This is a genomic window from Billgrantia tianxiuensis (assembly GCF_009834345.1).
GTDB classification, from domain to species: Bacteria; Pseudomonadota; Gammaproteobacteria; order Pseudomonadales; family Halomonadaceae; genus Halomonas; species Halomonas tianxiuensis.
In genome coordinates, this window is the sequence record NZ_CP035042.1 from 1,457,191 (window position 1) to 1,475,711 (window position 18,521).

Sequence of the window (18,521 nt, forward strand, 5' to 3'; positions counted from 1 at the left end):
TTCATGCGCTTACAACACAACAAGGAGCTCGCCATGCACATGTCAAAACAACGCGCGTCTCAGCCGGCGCGCGGAAAGCGCTGGCTGGCCGCGGCGCTTGCCGTCTCTTCCGGACTTGCGGCGTTCGTCGCGGCAGCCGATACCACCGTGCGGGTACTGCGGGTCGAGATCAGTGACGTCGAGAAGCAGTACTATGCCGATGTCGTCGCCGAGTACGAGGCGCAGAATCCAGGCGTCAATGTGGTCTTCGAGTACATCGCCAACGAGGCCTACAAGACGCGTCTGCCCACCCTGCTGCAATCCAACCAGCGCCCCGACATCTTCTACAGCTGGGGCGGCGAGGGGCTGCGCGACCAGGTCGAGGCGGGCTTCGTGCGCGACCTCACCGAGGAGATGCAGGATGGTTGGCAGGATCTCTACCCCGAGTCGGCCGTGCGCGCCTTCACCCTGGACGATCGTGTCTACGGCGCGCCGCTCTATGCCACCGTGGTGGGCTTTTGGGCCAATACCGCACTGACCGAGCAGGCCGGCGTCGATATCGACGCCATCGAGACCTGGGAAGATCTGCAGCAGGCGGTGACCACCCTGCGCGAAAGCGGCATCACTCCTGCTGTGGTGGGCGGTCAGGATGGCTGGCCGATGCACTTCTACTGGGGCTACCTGGCCACGCGGCTGGCCGGCGGTGAGGGCATCGAGGCGGCCAAGCAGGGCGAGAACGGCGGCTTCGAGGGCGAGCCCTTCGTGCGTGCCGGCGAGCTATTGCAGGCGTTCGTCGAACTCAATCCCTTCCAGTCGGGCTTCATGGCGACTTCCTACGAGCGCGCCAGCGCCATGTTCGGCGATGGCGAGGCGGCCCTGCACCTGATGGGTGACTGGGACTACATCCCCTCCAAGGAGCGCTCGATGACGGGCGAGGGCGTGCCCGACGAGGACCTCGAGTTCATTCGCTTTCCCCGGGTGGACGATGGCGCCGGCAACGATGACAGCTTCGGCGGCATGAACGGCTTCGCCGTGACCCGCGACGCTTCCGACGAGGCGGTGGACTTCCTGCGCTTCCTGCTCAACGAGGAGAACCAGCGCGAGGCGGCGCGGCTCGGCATCTTCGTGCCGGTAGCCCACGGCTCCGAGGAGGAACTCGATACGCCCTATGCGCGCAAGGTGGCGCAGATCCTCAGCGAATCCAACTTCCATCAGGTGTTCCTCGACCAGGCGCTGGGCACTTCCGTCGGTGCCACGGTAAACGACATCAGCGGCGACCTGGCGCAGGGCGAGATCACGCCCGAGGAGGCGGCTGCCCAGGTCGAAGAGGCCTGGATGTTCCGCTGAGCCGTTCGTCGGACGCATCCACGAACCCTGAGCATGCCCGGTGCCGCGCTCACGCCGCGCCGGGCCCCGTTCTCCGAAGGGAATCCGCCATGAGTACCCTGACCCGACCTGCCGTGCACAGGAGAAGCAACACCGATCGCCTGCGGCAGGGGCTGGCCAACGGCAAGTTCACCGCCGTGCTGATCCTGCTGCCCCCGGCGCTGATCCTGTTCTCGCTGTTCGTCATCCTGCCGCTGGCCGATGCAGCCTACTACAGTGCCTTCTCCTGGAACGGCTACGGCACGCCGACCAACTTCGTCGGCACCCAGAACTACGAGCGGCTGCTCGACCACTCGGTGTTCCATACTGCGCTGTGGAACACCGCCAAGCTGATTCTCGTCTCGCTGCTGCTGCAGATGCCGCTGGCGCTGGGCCTGGCGCTGCTGGTGTATCGCAAGACCCCGACCAACACCCTGTTCCGGCTGGTGTTCTTCCTGCCCTACATTCTAGCTGAGGTGGCCGCCGGGCTGATCTGGAGTTTCGTCTTCGACGGCGACTATGGCATCACCGCCTTCATGTTCCAGGCCCTGGGACAGGAGTCGGTCTACGTGCTGGCCGATCGCCAGTGGGCTTTCCCGGCGATCATGACGGTGATCGTATGGAAGTACTTCGGCTTCCACATGATGATCTACATCGCCGCGCTGCAGAGCGTGCCCAAGGACCTGATCGAAGCGGCCAAGCTCGAGGGTGCCAAGCCGCGTCAGGTGGCGCTGTTCGTGCAGATCCCGCTGATCAAGCACGCCATCGTGGTGAGCGGCTTCTTCGCCATCATCGGTTCGCTGCAGATCTTCGACATCATCATCCCGATGACCAACGGCGGGCCGTCCAACTCGACCCATACCATCGTCACCTACCTCTACACCTTCGGCCTGTCGCGGCTCAACATCGGCTTCGGTAGCGCCGCCGCCGTGGTGCTGTTCGTGCTCGCCATCGGCATCGCGCTGTTCTACCAGCGCGCCACGGCGAAGGAGGAGCGGACATGAGCAGCGCGACCTTCCGCAACACCCTGCGCGTGATCGTGTTGATCCTGGTGGCCAGCCTGGTCATCGGCCCGCTGCTGGCGTCCTTCTTCGGCGGCTTCAAGAGCAACGCCGAGCTGCGCACCAATCCGCTGTGGCTGCCCGACGCCTGGAATCCGCAGAACTACGTTGCGATCTTCCTCGACGGCAATTTCTGGCGCTACATGGGCAACTCGTTCTTCATCTCGTCGATGACGGTGCTGCTGACCCTGGTAGTGGGCGCGGCGGCGGCCTACGTGTTCTCGCAGATCCGCTTCTTCGGCTCGAGGATGATCCACTCCTACCTGCTGCTGGGGCTGATGTTCCCCTTCGCTGCGGCGATCCTGCCGCTGTTCATCAAGGTGCGCGACCTGGGTCTGCTGGATACCTACTGGGCGGTGATCCTGCCGCAGACCGCCTTCGGTCTGTCGCTGGCGATCCTGCTGTTCAAGGCGTTCTTCGATCAGCTGCCCAAGGAGCTGTTCGAGGCCGCCTACGTCGATGGCTGCAGTTACCTGCGCTTCTTCTGGTCGTTCACCTTGCCGCTGTCGACGCCGATCCTGGCCACCGTGGGGGTGTTCGTCTTCGTGCAGAGCTGGAACAACTTCCTGCTGCCGCTGGTGGTGCTCAACGACCGCTCCATCTACACCTGGCCGCTGGGCATGATGCAGTTCCAGGGCGAGTACCTGACCCAGTGGAACATGATCCTGGCGTTCGTGACGCTGACCATCACGCCGGCGGTGATCTTCTTCCTCGCCGCGCAGAAATACATCGTGGCCGGACTGACCGGCGGCTCCGTCAAGGGATGACACCGATGACCGATACCATCCGCAACCCGATTCTCCCCGGCTTCAACCCCGATCCCTCGATCTGCCGGGTCGGTGAGGACTACTACATCGCCACCTCCACCTTCGAGTGGTACCCGGGGGTGCAGATCCACCACTCGCGGGACCTGGCCAACTGGCGGCTGGTGAGCCGGCCGCTGGCCCGGGCCGCCCAGCTCGACATGCGCGGCAATCCCGACTCCTGCGGCATCTGGGCACCTTGCCTGACCATGCCGACGGCTTGTTCTGGCTGATCTACACCGACATGAAGCGCTACGAGGGCAACTTCAAGGACGGCCACAACTACCTGGTCACCGCGCCCGCCATCGAGGGACCCTGGAGCGATCCGGTGTATCTCAACTCCAGCGGCTTCGACCCCTCGCTGTTCCACGATGACGACGGCCGCAAGTGGCTGGTCAACCTCAAGTGGGACTATCGCCAGCGCGAGGGCGGTGACCGTTTCGGTGGCATCCTGCTGCAGGAGTACGACGTCGAGCGCAGGCAACTGGTCGGCCCGATCCGCAACATCTTCGCCGGCACCGAGATGAAGCTCACCGAGGGGCCGCACCTCTATCGCCGCGACGGCTGGTACCACCTGTTGGTGGCCGAGGGCGGTACCGGCTACGACCACGCCGTGACCATGGCGCGCTCGCGCGAGATCGCCGGCCCCTATGAGGTACACCCGGACAACCCGGTGCTGACCACACGCCAGGATCCGGACAACCCGCTGCAGCGCGCCGGCCACGCCGATCTAGTCGATACGCCGGAAGGCGGGACTTTCATGGTGCACCTGTGCGGACGGCCGCTGCCCGGCACGCGCCGCTCGCCGCTGGGACGCGAGACGGCGATCCAGCGTGTCGAGTGGGGTGAGGATGGCTGGCTGCGCCTGGCCCATGGCGGCAATGCGCCGGCACTGGAGATTGCCATTTCTAGTGTCAAGAACGGTGTGACGCAGCAGGCCCCGGCCGAGGAGGAGCGCTACACCTTCGCACCCGGCGCGCTGCCGGCGGACTTCCAGTGGCTGCGCAGCCCCGAGCCCGAGCGGCTGTTCTCGCTCGACGCGCGGCCCGGCTACCTGCGCCTTTTCGGTCGCGAGTCGGTGGGCTCCTGGTTCGAGCAGGCGCTGGTGGCAAGGCGCCAGGACAGCTGGCACTGTGGCGCCGAGACCGAACTCGAATTCGAGCCCGACGACATCCAGCAGTTCGCCGGTCTGATCGCCTACTACAACCGCTTCAAGTTCCACTATCTCGCGGTGAGCCTGAACGATGAGGGCGACAAGATGCTCAGCGTGATGAGCTGCCACGACGAGTGGCCCAGCGGGCAGCTCGACATCGCCGAGGCCGGCGTGGCGCTCGAGCCTGGCCTGTCGGTGCGTCTCGGCCTCGATATCCGCGAACGCGAGTTGCAGTTCCGCTTCGCTCAGGGCAGCACCGGGTGGCAGCCGGTCGGTCCGGTGCTGGACGCCGGGCTGCTCTCGGACGAAGGCAGCGGTCGCGCCCACGGCTACTTCACCGGCAACTTCCTGGGCATGGCGGCTCATGACATCAGCGGGCGCGCCACGCCGGCGGACTTCGCCGCGTTCCGCTATCGCCGCAATGCCCGCTGAACCCGATTACGCCCACAACCAAACATAACAGGCGCCAAGACGAGACATGCTATGGCTGACGTAACCCTGGTCGACATCGAGAAGACCTTCCGTGGCAAGACCACGGTCATCCCCAACCTCAACCTGCGCATCGAGGATGGCTCCTTCACCGTGCTGGTGGGCCCTTCCGGCTGCGGCAAGTCGACCTTGCTGCGCATGATCGCCGGCCTCGAGACGGTGACGCGGGGCGCCATCTCCATCGGCGGGCGCGACGTCACCACCGCCGAGCCCAGCGAGCGCAACATCGCCATGGTGTTCCAGTCCTATGCGCTCTATCCGCACATGACGGTGGCGCGCAACATCGACTTCGGCATGCGCCTGGCCAAGGTTCCCGCCGAGGAGCGCCGCGCCAAGGTGGCCGAGGCGGCGCGCCTGCTCAACCTGGAGGAACTGCTCGAGCGCAAGCCGGCCGAGCTCTCCGGCGGGCAGCGCCAGCGCGTGGCCATCGGTCGCGCCATCGTGCGCAACCCCGGCGTGTTCCTGTTCGACGAACCGCTCTCCAACCTCGATGCGGCGCTGCGCAACCGCATGCGCGTGGAACTGGCCGAGCTGCACCAGCGGCTCGACGCCACCATGATCTACGTCACCCACGACCAGGTCGAGGCGATGACCCTGGCCGACTGCATCGTGGTGATGAACGCCGGCCAGATCGAGCAGGTCGGTACGCCGATGACGCTCTACCAGCGGCCCGAGACGCTGTTCGTGGCCGGCTTCATCGGCTCGCCGAAGATGAACCTGATCGAGGGCGAGGTGGCCAAGGCCTATGGCGCCACCACGCTCGGCATTCGCCCGGAGCACCTCGAGGTGAGCCATGAGGCAGGCGAGTGGCGCACCCGGGTGAGGGTGGTCGAGATGCTTGGTGCCGATGCCTTCGCCTATGTCGACAGCGATGTCACCGGCCCGCTCACCGTGCGCCTACCCGGCGACGCCGAGGTGCGCAGCGGTGACGTGCTCTACCTGACGCCGCGCCATGAGCTGCTGCACGCCTTCGGCCTCGATGGGCGGCGATTGCCGGACGAAGCCTTGGCCAGGTTTCGGGCCACCATCGCCTGAACCGGGGGGAGCGAAACGCCATGACGATCACACTCGACAACGGCAGGCTGCGGCTGGTGGTCAACCCGCTGGTCGGTGGCTCCGTGGTGCGCTTCGACAGGCTCACCGAGCACGGCCCCGAGCCGCTGATGCGCCCGGGCGACGACACCGAGCGCGACCCCAACCGACTTGCCCTGTATCCGCTGGTGCCGTGGTCCAACCGTATCGGCGGGGGCGGCTTCACCTGGCAGGGTCGCCACTATCCGCTTGAGGCCAATCTTCCCGGCGAACCCCTGCCGATCCACGGTGACGGTTGGCAACAGGCCTGGCAGGTGGAAGAGCAGAGCGACACGCTGCTGAAACTCGGCCTGCGCTCCTCGCACCAGCCACCGTTCGACTACCGGGCGGAGCTGACCTATCGCCTGGCGGACGACACGCTCGAGGTGGCCCTCGCCGTGACCCATCTGGGAGAGCCGCCGGTTCCCTATGGCCTGGGCCTGCATCCCTGGTTCCCGCGCAGCGCCGACGTGCGTCTCGAGGCTACCGCCGAGGGGGTGTGGGAGGTCGACGCCGACCAATTGCCCACCGGGTGGCGTCGGCTCGAGGCAACCGAGAGCTGGAACTTCTCGCGGGGCAAGAGGCTGCCGAGCGACAGGATCGACAACCTCTTCACCGGCTGGAACGGTCGGGCCGAGCTGAGTTGGCCCGAGCGCGGCGTGACGCTCGAGGTGCGTGCCGATACCTCGCGCTATCTGGTTTTCTCGCCCGGTGCGCAGGCGGATTTCTTCTGCTTCGAGCCGGTGTCCCACGACGTCGATGCCCACCGTTTCACCGACTCTCCCTCCCAGGGCCTTACCTCCGAAGGGACGGGCCTGGTGACTCTGGGGAAGGGGAGCGCTGTACGATGCGCTGCCGCATTCGCTGTCTCGTCGGTTCCTGAATCCACCCATCGCTATGGAGGAGCTGTAACGTTAACGCCTCGATCACTTAGTTCAAAGTTTTTACCAATAACAATGCCACCATTTACAGGAGCAAAACAGTGCACAAAACAATGAAAGCGCCTCGTCACGTCATGCATCCCCTGTCCCGCCTGGGTCTGATCGGGCTTGGCTGTCTCGCCTTGGGTAGCGTCCAGGCGCAGGAGGACTTTACCTCGGGAATCGATTTTACCGGCTATGCGCGATCCGGTATCGGCAATACGGCAAGCGGCGGCGACCAGGCCTGCTTTCGGGCCAATGGAGCGGGGGCCAAGTACCGCCTGGGCAACGAGTGCGAAACCTATGCCGAGCTGGGGCTGGGCGCCACGCTGTTCGAAGAGGGCGACAGGTCGTTCTACTTCAACAGCATGGTGGGCTACTTCTCGAACCAGGTGAACGATTCCGAGGACACCGAGGTCTCCCTGCGCCAGCTGTACGTCCAGGGCAACAACGTGGTCGATACGCTGCCCGGCGCCAGCCTGTGGGCGGGCAAACGCTTCTACCGCCGCCACGACGTGCACATCAACGATTTCTTCTACTGGGACTCCACCGGCCCTGGCGGCGGTATCGAGAACATCGACGTGGGGACCGGCAAGCTGCATTTGGCGTGGATGCGCGCCACGGGCACCGACGATACCGAATATCCCGATGCCGACAACCGCATCTCCAACGACACCCTGGACATTCGCTGGTCGGACATCCCCGTCAATCCCGGCGGTTCCCTGGTGTTGGGCTACAACTACGGTCGTGCCCAGCTCAGCGAAGCCCAGGAGGCTTACTACCAGGGCAGCGAGGCCAAGCGGGGCCACATGGTGACCCTGCAGCACCAACAGGACAACTGGTTCGGTGGCACCAACAAGCTGGCGCTGCAGTACGCCACCGACGGCATCATCAACGCCGGCACCGGCCAGGGGCGCATGAATGCCGGGGTCACTCCGGACGTGCCCGGCGGCGAGATGTGGCGCGTGATCAATCACGGCAACGTGTGGCTCGCGCCCGACAGGTTCGATCTCCTCTATGCGGCCATCTATGAAGAGAAGCGCTTCGACGACGACTCCGGGGCTACCTGGATGTCGCTCGGCGTGCGTCCGACCTACTACTGGACGAACCACCTGAGCACGGCGCTGGAGCTCGGCCATGACTATGTCGATCCCGAGAACGGCGACCCCAGCCGTCGCCTGACCAAGGCCACCCTGGCCCAGCAGTGGTCGGCGGGCGTGGGCGGCTTCGCCCGACCGGTCATTCGTGCCTTCGTCACCTATGCGGATTGGAACGGAGACGCCTTCCAGGCGGATCGCACCAGCCGTTCCATCGATGCGGGCGCGGCGGGTGACGCCATCAATGTCGATGATAGCGATGGTGTGACCTTCGGCTTGCAGATGGACGTGTGGTGGTAGAGCGCACTCAGGCACCCTTCATCGCGGGGTTTCTTCCCCTTGGCGCCCGTCCGGGCGCCCTTTTCCCGGAGTACGTGTCATGCAGGAACGCAAGGTAATGAGCCGCTCGGCCTATATCTTCATGATTTGCTGTATTGCCGCCATCGGCGGCTTCCTGTTCGGCTTCGACAGTGGCGTCATCAACGGCACGGTCGATGGCCTTCAGGCCGCGTTCGGTTCCGATAGTGTGGGGACCGGCTTCAACGTCGCTTCGATGCTGCTCGGCTGTGCGGTGGGCGCCTTCTTCGCCGGGCGCCTGGCGGACCGCTTCGGTCGCCGCACGTTGCTGATCGTGGCCGCGGTCTTCTTCCTCGTCAGCGCCTGGGGCTCGGGTGTTGCCGGAGGCTCCCTGGAGTTCGTGATCTATCGTGTGCTGGGCGGCATGGCGGTGGGTGCCGCCAGCGTGATGACCCCGGCCTACATCAGCGAGGTGGCGCCTGCCGCTTATCGCGGGCGGCTTGCCACCATTCAGCAGGTGGCAATCATCTCGGGATTGTTCGTGGCCTTTCTCAGCAACTATGTGCTGGCGCACGTGTCGGGCTCGGCGATGGCCGAACTGTGGCTGGGCTTCGCCACCTGGCGCTGGATGTTCTGGATCGAGCTGCTGCCGGCGGCGGTATTCTTGTTGGCGCTGCTGTTCATTCCCGAGAGCCCGCGCTACTTGATCAGCAGCGGCCGGCAGGGTGAGGCACGCCGCGTGCTGGAGCTGGTGATGCCAGAAGGCGAGGTGAGCGCCAAGCTGGCGGAGATCGACGCCACCCTGGCCCGGGATCACAAGCCGCGCCTGCGCGACGTGCTCGACCGTACCACCGGCAAGGTGCACGGCATCGTCTGGGTGGGCATCGGGCTGGCCGTGTTCCAGCAGTTGGTGGGCATCAACGTGGTGTTCTACTACGGCGCCGTGCTGTGGCAGTCGGTGGGTTTCTCCGAGGGCGATGCGCTGCTGATCAACGTAATCTCGGGGGCGGTCAGCATCGGCGCCTGCCTGCTCGCCATCGCCTTGATCGACAAGATCGGACGCAAGCCGCTGCTGTGGGCGGGTTCGGTAGGCATGGCCCTGACCCTGGCCTGCATGGCCTACGCCTTCTCCACGGCCACCCTGGTCGGCGGCAGCCTGCGACTCGGCGACGACATGGGCGTGTTCGCCCTGCTGGCGGCCAATGCCTATGTGTTCTTCTTCAATGTCTCCTGGGGCCCGGTGATGTGGGTCATGCTCGGCGAGATGTTCCCCAACCAGATGCGTGGCTCGGGCCTTGCCATCGCCGGACTGTTCCAGTGGCTGGCCAACTTCGGTATCACCATGACCTTCCCCATCATGCTGGCCACGATCGGCCTGGCGGGCGCTTACGGTTTCTACGCCCTGTGCGCGGTGGTATCGGTGTTCTTCGTGCTGCGCCTGGTCAGGGAGACCCGGGGCAAGGAGCTCGAGGAGATGGCTTATGAGTGACGCTACCGTGTAGCGAACGCACGAGAAGTACCAATCAGGCCGATATCGCCGACTCTCCCGGGTGGGCGATATCGGAGTAGGCGTTGCCTTGGCACGTGCGTCCTGGGTTGGTTGCCAGCCTGAACGAATTGATTGGCATCAGTCCTGCTTTAATAGGACTGAAATGCTGGGTGCTCAACGATAAATGCAGTGTTTTAGAAGGATAAACAGGCATTATCGACTAACGTCTCATTGCTGATTTCTAGCAGGGTGATCAATCTGGTTAGTAAATAAAAAAAACTAAGTGGGAGATAAAGCATGAACAGCGACGTGGCGCGCTACCCCAGCCTCGACCAGCGGGTGGTCTTCATCACCGGCGGTGGCAGCGGCATCGGGGCCGCACTGACCCGGGCTTTTCATCTGCAGGGGGCCCGAGTCGCCTTCGTCGACATCGATGACGCCTCCAGCCAGGCGCTGGTGGAACAGCTCAATGCGGAGACGGGGTGGGCGCCGCGCTACTGGCGCTGCGACATTCGCGATGTCGAGGCCCTGCAAGGTGTGATCGCCGAGGTGGGGCGTGAGCTGGGACCGATCCACACCCTGGTCAACAACGCCGCCAACGACGATCGCCATACCTGGCAGGAGGTCGACGTCGCCTACTGGGACGAGCGCATGTCGCTCAACTTGCGGCCGATGTTCTTCGCCGCGCAGGCAGCGGCTCACCAGATGATCGAGGCCGGCGGCGGTTCGATCGTCAATTTCGGCTCGATTAGCGTGCAGATGGCCATTCCCGAATTGTCGACCTACGTCACGGCCAAGGCTGCCGTGCATGGGCTGACCCGCAGCCTGGCCCGCGACCTGGGGCGCTACAACATTCGCGTCAACACCCTGGTGCCCGGCTCGATCCTGACCGAGCGTCAACTGCAGAAGTGGATAGGCCCGGAGGAGGAGGCGTCGATCCAGGCCCATCAGTGCCTGAAGCTGCGCCTGAAGCCTGAGCATGTGGCCCCTACGGTACTCTTTCTGGCTGCCGACGACAGTACCCAACTGACCGGTGCTGCAATACCCGTCGACGGAGGGTGGGGCTGATGAGCCAAGAACGCACGCCCGTGCTTGAAGCAAGTGGCATCGAACGCTCGTTTGGCGGCAATCAGGTGCTGTTCGGTGTTGGCCTGACGCTTTGCCCCGGCGAGGTGCATGCCTTGCTGGGTGAGAACGGCGCCGGTAAGTCCACCCTGGTGAAGATACTCGCTGGCTACCTGTCGCCCAGTGCGGGTGAGGTGCGAGTCGACGGTCAGCTCAAGCATTTCAGCGGAAGCGGTGAGGCAGAGGCGGAAGGGATCGTGATGATTCACCAGGAGCTGGCACTGGCCGAGCAACTGAGCGTGGAGGAGAACATCTTTCTGGGGCGTGAGCTGCGCCGCGGCCCCTTCCTCGACCGCCGGGCCATGCGCGAGCGCTGCCGTGAGGCACTGGCCGAACTCGAGACCCGGGTCGACCCGCGTACCAGGGTCAAGGACCTCAGCACGTCCGATCAGCAGATGGTCGAGATCGCCAAGGCGATTACCCGCGACGTGCGGGTACTGATCATGGACGAACCCACGGCGACTCTCACCGAGCATGAAGTCGAGGTGTTGTTTTCGCTGATCGAGCGGCTGCGCCATCGCGGCGTGGCAATCCTCTATATTTCACACAAGCTACGCGAGATCGAGCGGATCGCCGATCGAGTCACGGTGCTGCGCGACGGTCGGCTGATCGACAGTGCACCCATGGCCGGGCGTAGTAAGGAGGAGTTGGCGCGGCTAATGGTGGGTCGCGAGATCAGCGACATGTATCCCGAGCGCACCAAGCTGGCCAGCGACGCGGAGGTGGTGCTGGAAGCGCGCGACATCGTGATTCCCGGCGCCGTGCATGGAGCGAGCTTTACCCTGCGCCGCGGTGAAGTGCTGGGCTTCGGCGGGGTGGTCGGCGCCGGCCGCACGGCGCTTATCGAAGCGGTGTTGGGGCTGCGTACCCGCAGCGGTGGCGAGGTGCTGCGCAACGGCCAACCGGTGGCGCTGCGCCACCTGCGCGATGCAGTGCGCCAGCGCATCGCCTATCTCACCGAAGACCGCAAGGGCAAGGGCCTGGTACTCAACATGGGGCTGCGCCCTAACTTCACTCTGCTCAATCTGCGCGCCTATTGTCGGCCGCTGATCGACCGGCGGCGTGAAGAACAGGCATTTCAAGCTGCCGTCGAGCGCTTCGACATCCGCCTGCGGACTCAGGCGTCTACCGCTGCCGAACTCTCCGGCGGCAATCAGCAAAAGCTGCTGTTGGCCAAGGTCATGTCCATCGACCCCGAGATCGTGATCATCAATGAGCCGACCCGCGGCATCGATGTGGGCACCAAGCACCAGATTTACCACTTCGTGCGTGAACTCACCGACGCCGGCTGCTCGGTCATCCTGATCTCCTCGGAGATGACCGAACTCATCGGCCTCTCGCATCGGGTCGCGGTGATGTGCGCTGGGGTGCTGACCGGGGTGCTCGAGGGCGAGCAGATCAACGAACAAGAAATCATGCAGTACGCATCCGGGATCAAGGGGGTAGGAGTCGATGAACAGCGTCGTGCCTGACAACAAGCCAGTCGTGCGGAGCAGCGTCTCCGTCGACCTCAAGACCTGGGGCCCTTTCATCGCCTTGCTGGCCCTTGCGGTGTTGGGCGTGTTGATCAACCCCGCCTTCCTGGGGCTGGATAACCTCTCCAACATGCTCACTCGCAGCGCCTTCATCGGCATCATCGCCATCGGCGCCACCTTCGTGATCACTGCCGGTGGGCTGGATTTGTCGGTGGGCTCGATGGCGGCCTTCATCGCCGGGGTGATGATCATCCTCATGAACAGCCTGGTCGAGCAGTTCGGCCCGGGATTGACCACGATCCTGCTGGGCATCGGTGCCGCGTTGCTGCTGGGTCTGTGCGCCGGTTTCATCAACGGCATGGTGACCACCAAGGGCAAGATCGAGGCCTTCATCGTCACTCTCGGCACCATGGGCATCTATCGCTCGCTGGTGACCTACCTTGCCGATGGCGGGACCCTGTCGCTGGACTGGGGAGTGCGCGACATCTACCGGCCGGTCTACTACGGTCATCTGATGGGTATCCCGATTCCGGTGCTGGTGTTTCTGCTGGTGGCGGTGGCCGGCTACATCCTGCTCAACCATACCCGCTTCGGTCGCTATTGCTTTGCCATTGGTTCCAACGAAAAGGTGGCCGAGTACAGCGCCATTCATGTCGATCGCATCAAGACCATGACCTACATGCTGCAGGGCGTATGCGTGGCGCTGGCTACCATCATCTACGTGCCGCGGCTGGGCTCTGCCTCGGGCGCTACCGGGGTGCTGTGGGAACTCGAGGCGATCGCTGCGGTGATCATCGGCGGCACCGTGCTCAAGGGTGGGCACGGCCGCATCTGGGGCACGGTAGTGGGGGCGATCATGCTGACCATGATCGGCAACATTCTCAATCTGACCGATGCCATCTCCAACTATCTCAACGGTACGGTGCAGGGAATCATCATCATCGTCGCGGTGTACCTGCAGCGCGCATCGTGGAGGAAGTCGGCGCCATGAGGCGCTCTTATAGCAGCACGATAACAAGCATAAACCGCTAAGGAGCATCAGCATGCCAACCAAGAGGACCCTAGCAGCCTTCGCTGCCGCTGCAGCGTTGGGACTGCCCACTTTCGCCGCCGCTCAGGAGGTCACGATCGGCGTCTCCATTCCTGCCGCCACCCATGGCTGGACCGGCGGGGTCAACTTCCATGCTCAACAGGCGAAAGAGCGCCTCGAGTCACTCTATCCCGAGATTTCCATCACCATCACCACGGCGAGCGATCCGGGTGGACAGGCCAACGATCTCGAGGATCTGGTCTCACAACGCAACATCGATGCGCTGGTGGTGCTGCCCTTCGAATCCGGCCCGCTGACCGACCCGGTGCGGCGGGTCAAGGATGCCGGCGTGTTCGTCACCGTGGTCGACCGCGGCCTCGAGCAGGAGGGCATCGAGGATCTCTACGTCGCCGGTAACAACCACGAGCTGGGGCGTGTCTCCGGTGAGTACATTCGTGAGCAACTCGATGGTCAGGGCGACATCGTGGTGCTGCGCGGGATCCCCACGGTGATCGACGACGAGCGCGTGCAGGGCTTCCAGGAGGCCATCGAGGGCTCCGAGATCAACATCCTCGACATGCAGCACGCCAACTGGAACCGTGACGACGGCTTCGAGGTGATGCAGGATTTCCTGGCGCGTTTCGATCGCATCGATGCGGTATGGGCTCAGGACGACGATATCGCCATCGGGGTAATCGAAGCGGTACGTCAGGCTGGGCGCGAGGACGAACTCTTCATCGTCGGCGGCGCCGGCATGAAGGACATCATCAGGCGAGTCATGGAAGGGGATCGGCTCGTGCCGGTCGACGTGCTCTATCCTCCGGCAATGATCGCCACCGCCATGGATCTCACCGTGCAGCACTTCGTCTCCAACGGCCCGGTGGTTGGCGAATACATTCTCGGCTCTCCACTGATCACCCAGGAGAATGCCGAACAGTACTACTTCCCCGATTCACCGTTCTGAACGCTTCGGGCGGGCGCTCGACGCTCGCTCGATCTTTCGTCGACAACCATTGGAGAGCCGCTTATGCAAACCATCAAAGGGCCGGCGATCTTCCTTGCCCAGTTCGCCGGCGACGACGCCCCCTTCAACAGCCTGGAAAGCATCGCCGCCTGGGCAGCGGGACTGGGCTACGAAGGCGTGCAGATTCCCAGTTGGGATGCGCGTCTGATCGATCTGAGGCGTGCCGCCGAGAGCCAGACTTATTGCGACGAGATCAAGGGCACCTTGGCCGAGCACGGCCTGGCACTGACCGAACTCTCCACCCACCTTCAGGGCCAACTGGTTGCCGTGCACCCGGCCTATGACGAGATGTTCGACGGTTTTGCCGTGCCAGAGGTCAGAGGAAATCCCCGGGCGCGCCAGGCGTGGGCGGTGGATCAGCTGCATCTTGCCGCACGCGCTTCACGCAACCTGGGGCTGACCGATCACGGCACCTTTTCCGGCGCCCTGGCCTGGCCCTATGTCTACCCGTGGCCACAGCGTCCGGCTGGCCTGATCGATACCGCCTTCGACGAGCTGGCCAGGCGTTGGCGGCCCATCCTCGATGCATTCGACGAAGTCGGGGTGAACCTCTGTTACGAGATCCATCCCGGTGAGGATCTGCATGACGGCATCACCTTCGAGATGTTCCTGGAGCGGGTGGGCCATCATCCGCGCTGTCATATTCTCTATGACCCCAGCCACTTCGTTCTGCAGCAGCTCGATTACCGCGGGTTCCTGGATGTCTACCGCGAGCACATCCAGATGTTCCATGTGAAAGATGCCGAATTCACCCCCAGCCCCAGGCAGGGTGTCTACTCTGGCTACCAGAGCTGGGTCGAGCGCGCCGGCCGTTTTCGCTCGCTGGGCGACGGCCAGGTGGACTTCAAACACATCTTCTCGTGGATGGCGGCCAACGACTATCACGGCTGGGCGGTGCTCGAGTGGGAGTGCTGTCTCAAGCATCCTGAAGCTGGCGCGCGGGAGGGCGCGGCCTTCATTCGCGACCATATCATCGAAGTCACCGAGCGGGCCTTCGACGACTTCGCCGATGGCGGTGCCGACGAGGCGGCCAACCGTCGCCTGCTGGGCCTCGACTGAGGGAAAAACGACATGAGCCAACATCACGACACTCCACGCCGGCTGCGTCTGGGCATGGTCGGCGGCGGTCAGGGGGCCTTCATCGGTGGCGTGCACCGTATTGCCGCCAGGCTCGACGACCACTATGAGCTGGTCGCCGGCGCTTTCGCCTCCGATCCCGAGCGCAGCCGTGCGGCTGCCGCCGAGCTGCATGTGGCCGAGGAGCGTGCCTATCCCGACTACCGCACCATGGCCGAGGCCGAGCGTCGGCGCGAGGACGGTATCGACGTGGTCGCCATCGTTACCCCAACCACCTTCACTTCGACGTGGCGCGCACCTTTCTCGAGGCCGGTATTCATGTGATCTGCGACAAGCCGATGACCACCAACCTGGAGGATGCCCAGGCGCTGGCCGCTCTGGTCGAGCGTAGCGGGCTGTTCTTCGGTCTGACCCACAACTACTCCGGCTACCCCTTGGTGCGTCAGGCCCGCGACATGGTCGCTGCCGGTGAGCTGGGCGAACTCAGGGTGGTGCAGGTCGAATATCCCCAGGATTGGCTCTCCACCCGCCTGGAGGAGAGCGGCGTGAAGCAGGCCGAGTGGCGCACCGATCCGCAGCGCAGCGGACCTGCCGGCTGCCTGGGCGACATCGGCACCCATGCCTATCACCTGGCGCGCTTCGTCACTGGGCTCGAGCTGGAATCGCTGGCGGCGGACTTGCACACCTTCGTCAAGGGACGCGTCCTGGACGACAACGTGCACATGATGCTGCGCTTCAAGGGCGGTGCGCGGGGCATGCTGTGGTCGAGCCAAGTATCGCCGGGCAACGAGAACGGCCTGCGGCTGCGGGTCTACGGTAGCCGTGGCGGCCTCGAGTGGAGTCAGGAGGAGCCCAATCGACTGCTGCATTTCCCCCTGGGCGAGCCTTCGCGCATCCTGACGCGCAACGGCCCTGGCCTGGGTGAGGCAGCGCTGGCCGCGGCGCGCATACCGCCGGGGCATCCGGAGGGGTACCTCGAGGCCTTCGCCCAGCTGTATGGTGATTTTGCCGAGCAGATCCGGGCCCGCCAGGCCGGCCGTTCGGCAGACGCCTTGGCCCTGGGCACGCCGGGAGTAGGCGATGGTGTCGATGGCTTGCAGTTCATTACCCGGGCGCTGGAGTCTTCGCAGTCGGGCGGTGCCTGGGTGACTTTCTGAAGGATTGGTGATGAGCATGCGGTGCGTGGGGATCCCGTAAGGTTTCCATGGCTGGCTCGGACGCGGAAACTATAGGTGAATATGACTCAGGGGAAGACCATGACCCAACGCAAGATCACGCCCGACCAGTTGCGCTCGCGCTGGTGGTTCGACAACCCCGAGCACCCGGGCACTACGGCGCTGTGCATTGAGCGCTACATGAACTACGGCATCACCCTGGAGGAGCTCGCCAGTGGCAAGCCGATCATCGGCATCTGCCAGTCGGGCTCCGACCTGACGCCGTGCAATCGGCACCACATCGAGCTGGTGAAGAGGGTCAAGGACGGCATTCGTGCCGCCGGTGGGGTACCGTTCGAGTTCCCGCTGCACCCGATCCACGAGAACGCGCGGCGGCCCACCGCCGCGCTCGACCGCAACCTGGCCTACCTGGGCCTGGTCGAGGTGCTGCACGGCTATCCGCTCGATGGCGTGGTGCTCACCACCGGCTGCGACAAGACGACCCCGGCGAGCCTGATGGCCGCGGCCACGGTCAACATTCCCGCCATCGTGCTCTCCGGCGGACCGATGCTCAACGGCTGGCGCGGGCCGGATCGGGTCGGCTCTGGCACCATCATCTGGGAGCTGCGCAAGCGGCTGGCGGCCGGCGACATCGACTATGCCGAGTTCCTCGCCCGGGCCACCGATTCGGCCCCCTCGGTGGGCCACTGCAACACCATGGGCACCGCCTCGACCATGAACTCCATGGCCGAGGCGCTGGGCATGAGCCTGCCCGGCTCGGCGATGATCCCCGCGCCCTACAAGGAGCGCGCCATGGTGGCCTACGACACCGGTGCGCGCATCGTCGACATGGTGTGGGAGGACCTGCGCCCCAGCGACATTCTCACCCGCGAGGCGTTCGAGAACGCCATCGTGGTGTGCTCGGCGCTGGGCGGCTCATCCAACGCGCCGATCCATATCAACGCCATCGCCCGACACTCGGGCATCGAGCTGACCAACGACGACTGGCAGGCGCTGGGCCATGCCATCCCGCTGCTGGCCAACGTGATGCCTGCCGGGGCCTATCTCTCCGAGGAGTTCCATCGCGCCGGCGGCGTGCCGGCGGTAGTCAGCGAACTGCTCGGTGCCGGCAAGCTCCACGGTGAAGCACTCACCGTCAACGGCCGAACGCTGGCCGACAACTGCGCCGGGCACGAGACCCAGGACCCAGAGGTCATCCGCCGCTACGACAACCCGCTGGTCGAGCAGGCCGGCTTCCTCAATCTCAAGGGCAACCTGTTCGACTCGGCGCTGATGAAGACCAGCGTGATCTCCGCCGACTTTCGCGCGCGATTCCTCTCCAACCCCGACGACCCCAACGCCTTCGAGGGCAAGGTGGTGGTGTTCGACGGTTCGGAGGACTACCACGCGCGCATCGACGACCCGGCCCTCGACATCGACGAGCACACCATCCTGGTGATGCGCGGGGCGGGTCCGGTGGGCCATCCCGGTGGCGCCGAGGTGGTCAACATGCAGCCCCCCGAGGCGCTGATCAAGCGCGGCATCGAATCGCTGCCGTGCCTGGGCGACGGTCGCCAGTCGGGCACCTCCGGCTCGCCCTCGATCCTGAATGCCGCGCCCGAGGCGGCCACTGGCGGCGGCCTGGCGCTGCTCGAGGACGGCGACCGCCTGCGCGTCGACCTAAACCGCGGCGAGGTGCGCCTGCTGGTCGAGGACGCCGAGATCGAGGCGCGCCGCGAACGTCTGCAGCGCCAGGGGGGCTATCGCTATCCCGGTCACCAGACACCGTGGCAGGAGATCCAGCGCACCTTGGTGGAGCCGCTTGACCGCGGCATGACGCTGGCGGGGGCCACTGAGTATCGTGACGTGGCACGCCAGAGCCCACCGCGGGACAACCATTGAGCAAAAGGAA

The 18,521-nt window shown here is 64.7% G+C and carries 15 protein-coding genes and 2 pseudogenes; all 17 read left to right on the forward strand.

Features of this window, described 5'->3' with window-relative positions:
• Positions 1-39 precede the first annotated feature (39 nt).
• The 17 genes and pseudogenes from EKK97_RS06875 to EKK97_RS06945 all read left to right on the forward strand — a co-directional run bounded on the left by EKK97_RS06875 (position 40) and on the right by EKK97_RS06945 (position 18,511).
• A complete protein-coding gene (locus EKK97_RS06875) occupies positions 40-1,326 on the forward strand; it encodes an ABC transporter substrate-binding protein (protein ID WP_234286480.1) in 1,287 nt (428 codons plus the stop codon).
• 89 nt (positions 1,327-1,415) lie between these two features.
• Positions 1,416-2,348, forward strand: a complete 933-nt coding sequence (locus EKK97_RS06880) for a carbohydrate ABC transporter permease (protein WP_159550609.1) — start codon at positions 1,416-1,418, stop codon at positions 2,346-2,348.
• Positions 2,345-3,172, forward strand: coding sequence for a carbohydrate ABC transporter permease (locus EKK97_RS06885; protein WP_159550611.1), 828 nt, complete (start codon positions 2,345-2,347; stop codon positions 3,170-3,172). The genes EKK97_RS06880 and EKK97_RS06885 overlap by 4 nt, the downstream gene beginning before the upstream one ends.
• Positions 3,173-3,177: 5 nt before the next feature.
• A pseudogene (locus tag EKK97_RS25340) lies at positions 3,178-4,010 on the forward strand (glycoside hydrolase family 43 protein); the annotation flags it as partial.
• A 123-nt stretch (positions 4,011-4,133) separates the two neighbouring features.
• Positions 4,134-4,793 carry a beta-xylosidase family glycoside hydrolase gene (locus EKK97_RS25345; RefSeq protein ID WP_277987351.1) on the forward strand — a complete coding sequence of 220 codons (660 nt, stop codon included), beginning with the start codon at positions 4,134-4,136 and terminating at the stop codon, positions 4,791-4,793.
• Between the two features lie 51 nt (positions 4,794-4,844).
• Positions 4,845-5,885, forward strand: coding sequence for an ABC transporter ATP-binding protein (locus tag EKK97_RS06895; RefSeq protein WP_159550613.1), 1,041 nt, complete (start codon positions 4,845-4,847; stop codon positions 5,883-5,885).
• 20 nt (positions 5,886-5,905) lie between these two features.
• A complete protein-coding gene (locus EKK97_RS06900; RefSeq protein ID WP_236551390.1) occupies positions 5,906-6,919 on the forward strand; it encodes an aldose 1-epimerase in 1,014 nt (337 codons plus the stop codon).
• On the forward strand, positions 6,904-8,238 hold the full coding sequence (gene lamB / locus EKK97_RS06905; RefSeq protein WP_234286477.1) for a maltoporin: 1,335 nt from the start codon (positions 6,904-6,906) through the stop codon (positions 8,236-8,238). Before EKK97_RS06900 ends, lamB begins: the two co-directional genes overlap by 16 nt.
• A gap of 79 nt (positions 8,239-8,317) precedes the next feature.
• Positions 8,318-9,724: a sugar porter family MFS transporter gene (locus tag EKK97_RS06910; protein ID WP_159550615.1), complete on the forward strand. Its 1,407-nt coding sequence runs from the start codon at positions 8,318-8,320 to the stop codon at positions 9,722-9,724.
• 297 nt (positions 9,725-10,021) lie between these two features.
• A complete protein-coding gene (locus tag EKK97_RS06915) occupies positions 10,022-10,792 on the forward strand; it encodes an SDR family NAD(P)-dependent oxidoreductase (protein ID WP_159550617.1) in 771 nt (256 codons plus the stop codon).
• Entirely contained in the window at positions 10,792-12,321 is a 1,530-nt protein-coding gene (locus tag EKK97_RS06920) for a sugar ABC transporter ATP-binding protein (RefSeq protein ID WP_159550619.1), read from the forward strand. Before EKK97_RS06915 ends, EKK97_RS06920 begins: the two co-directional genes overlap by 1 nt.
• A complete protein-coding gene (locus tag EKK97_RS06925; protein ID WP_159550620.1) occupies positions 12,302-13,315 on the forward strand; it encodes an ABC transporter permease in 1,014 nt (337 codons plus the stop codon). Before EKK97_RS06920 ends, EKK97_RS06925 begins: the two co-directional genes overlap by 20 nt.
• Positions 13,316-13,367: 52 nt before the next feature.
• Entirely contained in the window at positions 13,368-14,318 is a 951-nt protein-coding gene (locus EKK97_RS06930) for an ABC transporter substrate-binding protein (RefSeq protein WP_159550623.1), read from the forward strand.
• A 63-nt stretch (positions 14,319-14,381) separates the two neighbouring features.
• On the forward strand, positions 14,382-15,437 hold the full coding sequence (locus EKK97_RS06935) for a sugar phosphate isomerase/epimerase family protein (protein WP_159550625.1): 1,056 nt from the start codon (positions 14,382-14,384) through the stop codon (positions 15,435-15,437).
• A gap of 54 nt (positions 15,438-15,491) precedes the next feature.
• Positions 15,492-15,799 (forward strand): annotated as a pseudogene (locus EKK97_RS25705) (Gfo/Idh/MocA family protein); the annotation flags it as partial.
• A 111-nt stretch (positions 15,800-15,910) separates the two neighbouring features.
• Positions 15,911-16,612 carry a Gfo/Idh/MocA family protein gene (locus EKK97_RS25710; protein WP_340162970.1) on the forward strand — a complete coding sequence of 234 codons (702 nt, stop codon included), beginning with the start codon at positions 15,911-15,913 and terminating at the stop codon, positions 16,610-16,612.
• Positions 16,613-16,711: 99 nt separating this feature from the next.
• Complete coding sequence (locus EKK97_RS06945; protein WP_159550627.1) at positions 16,712-18,511, forward strand: IlvD/Edd family dehydratase; 1,800 nt, start codon at positions 16,712-16,714, stop codon at positions 18,509-18,511.
• The last annotated feature ends 10 nt before the right edge of the window (positions 18,512-18,521 follow it).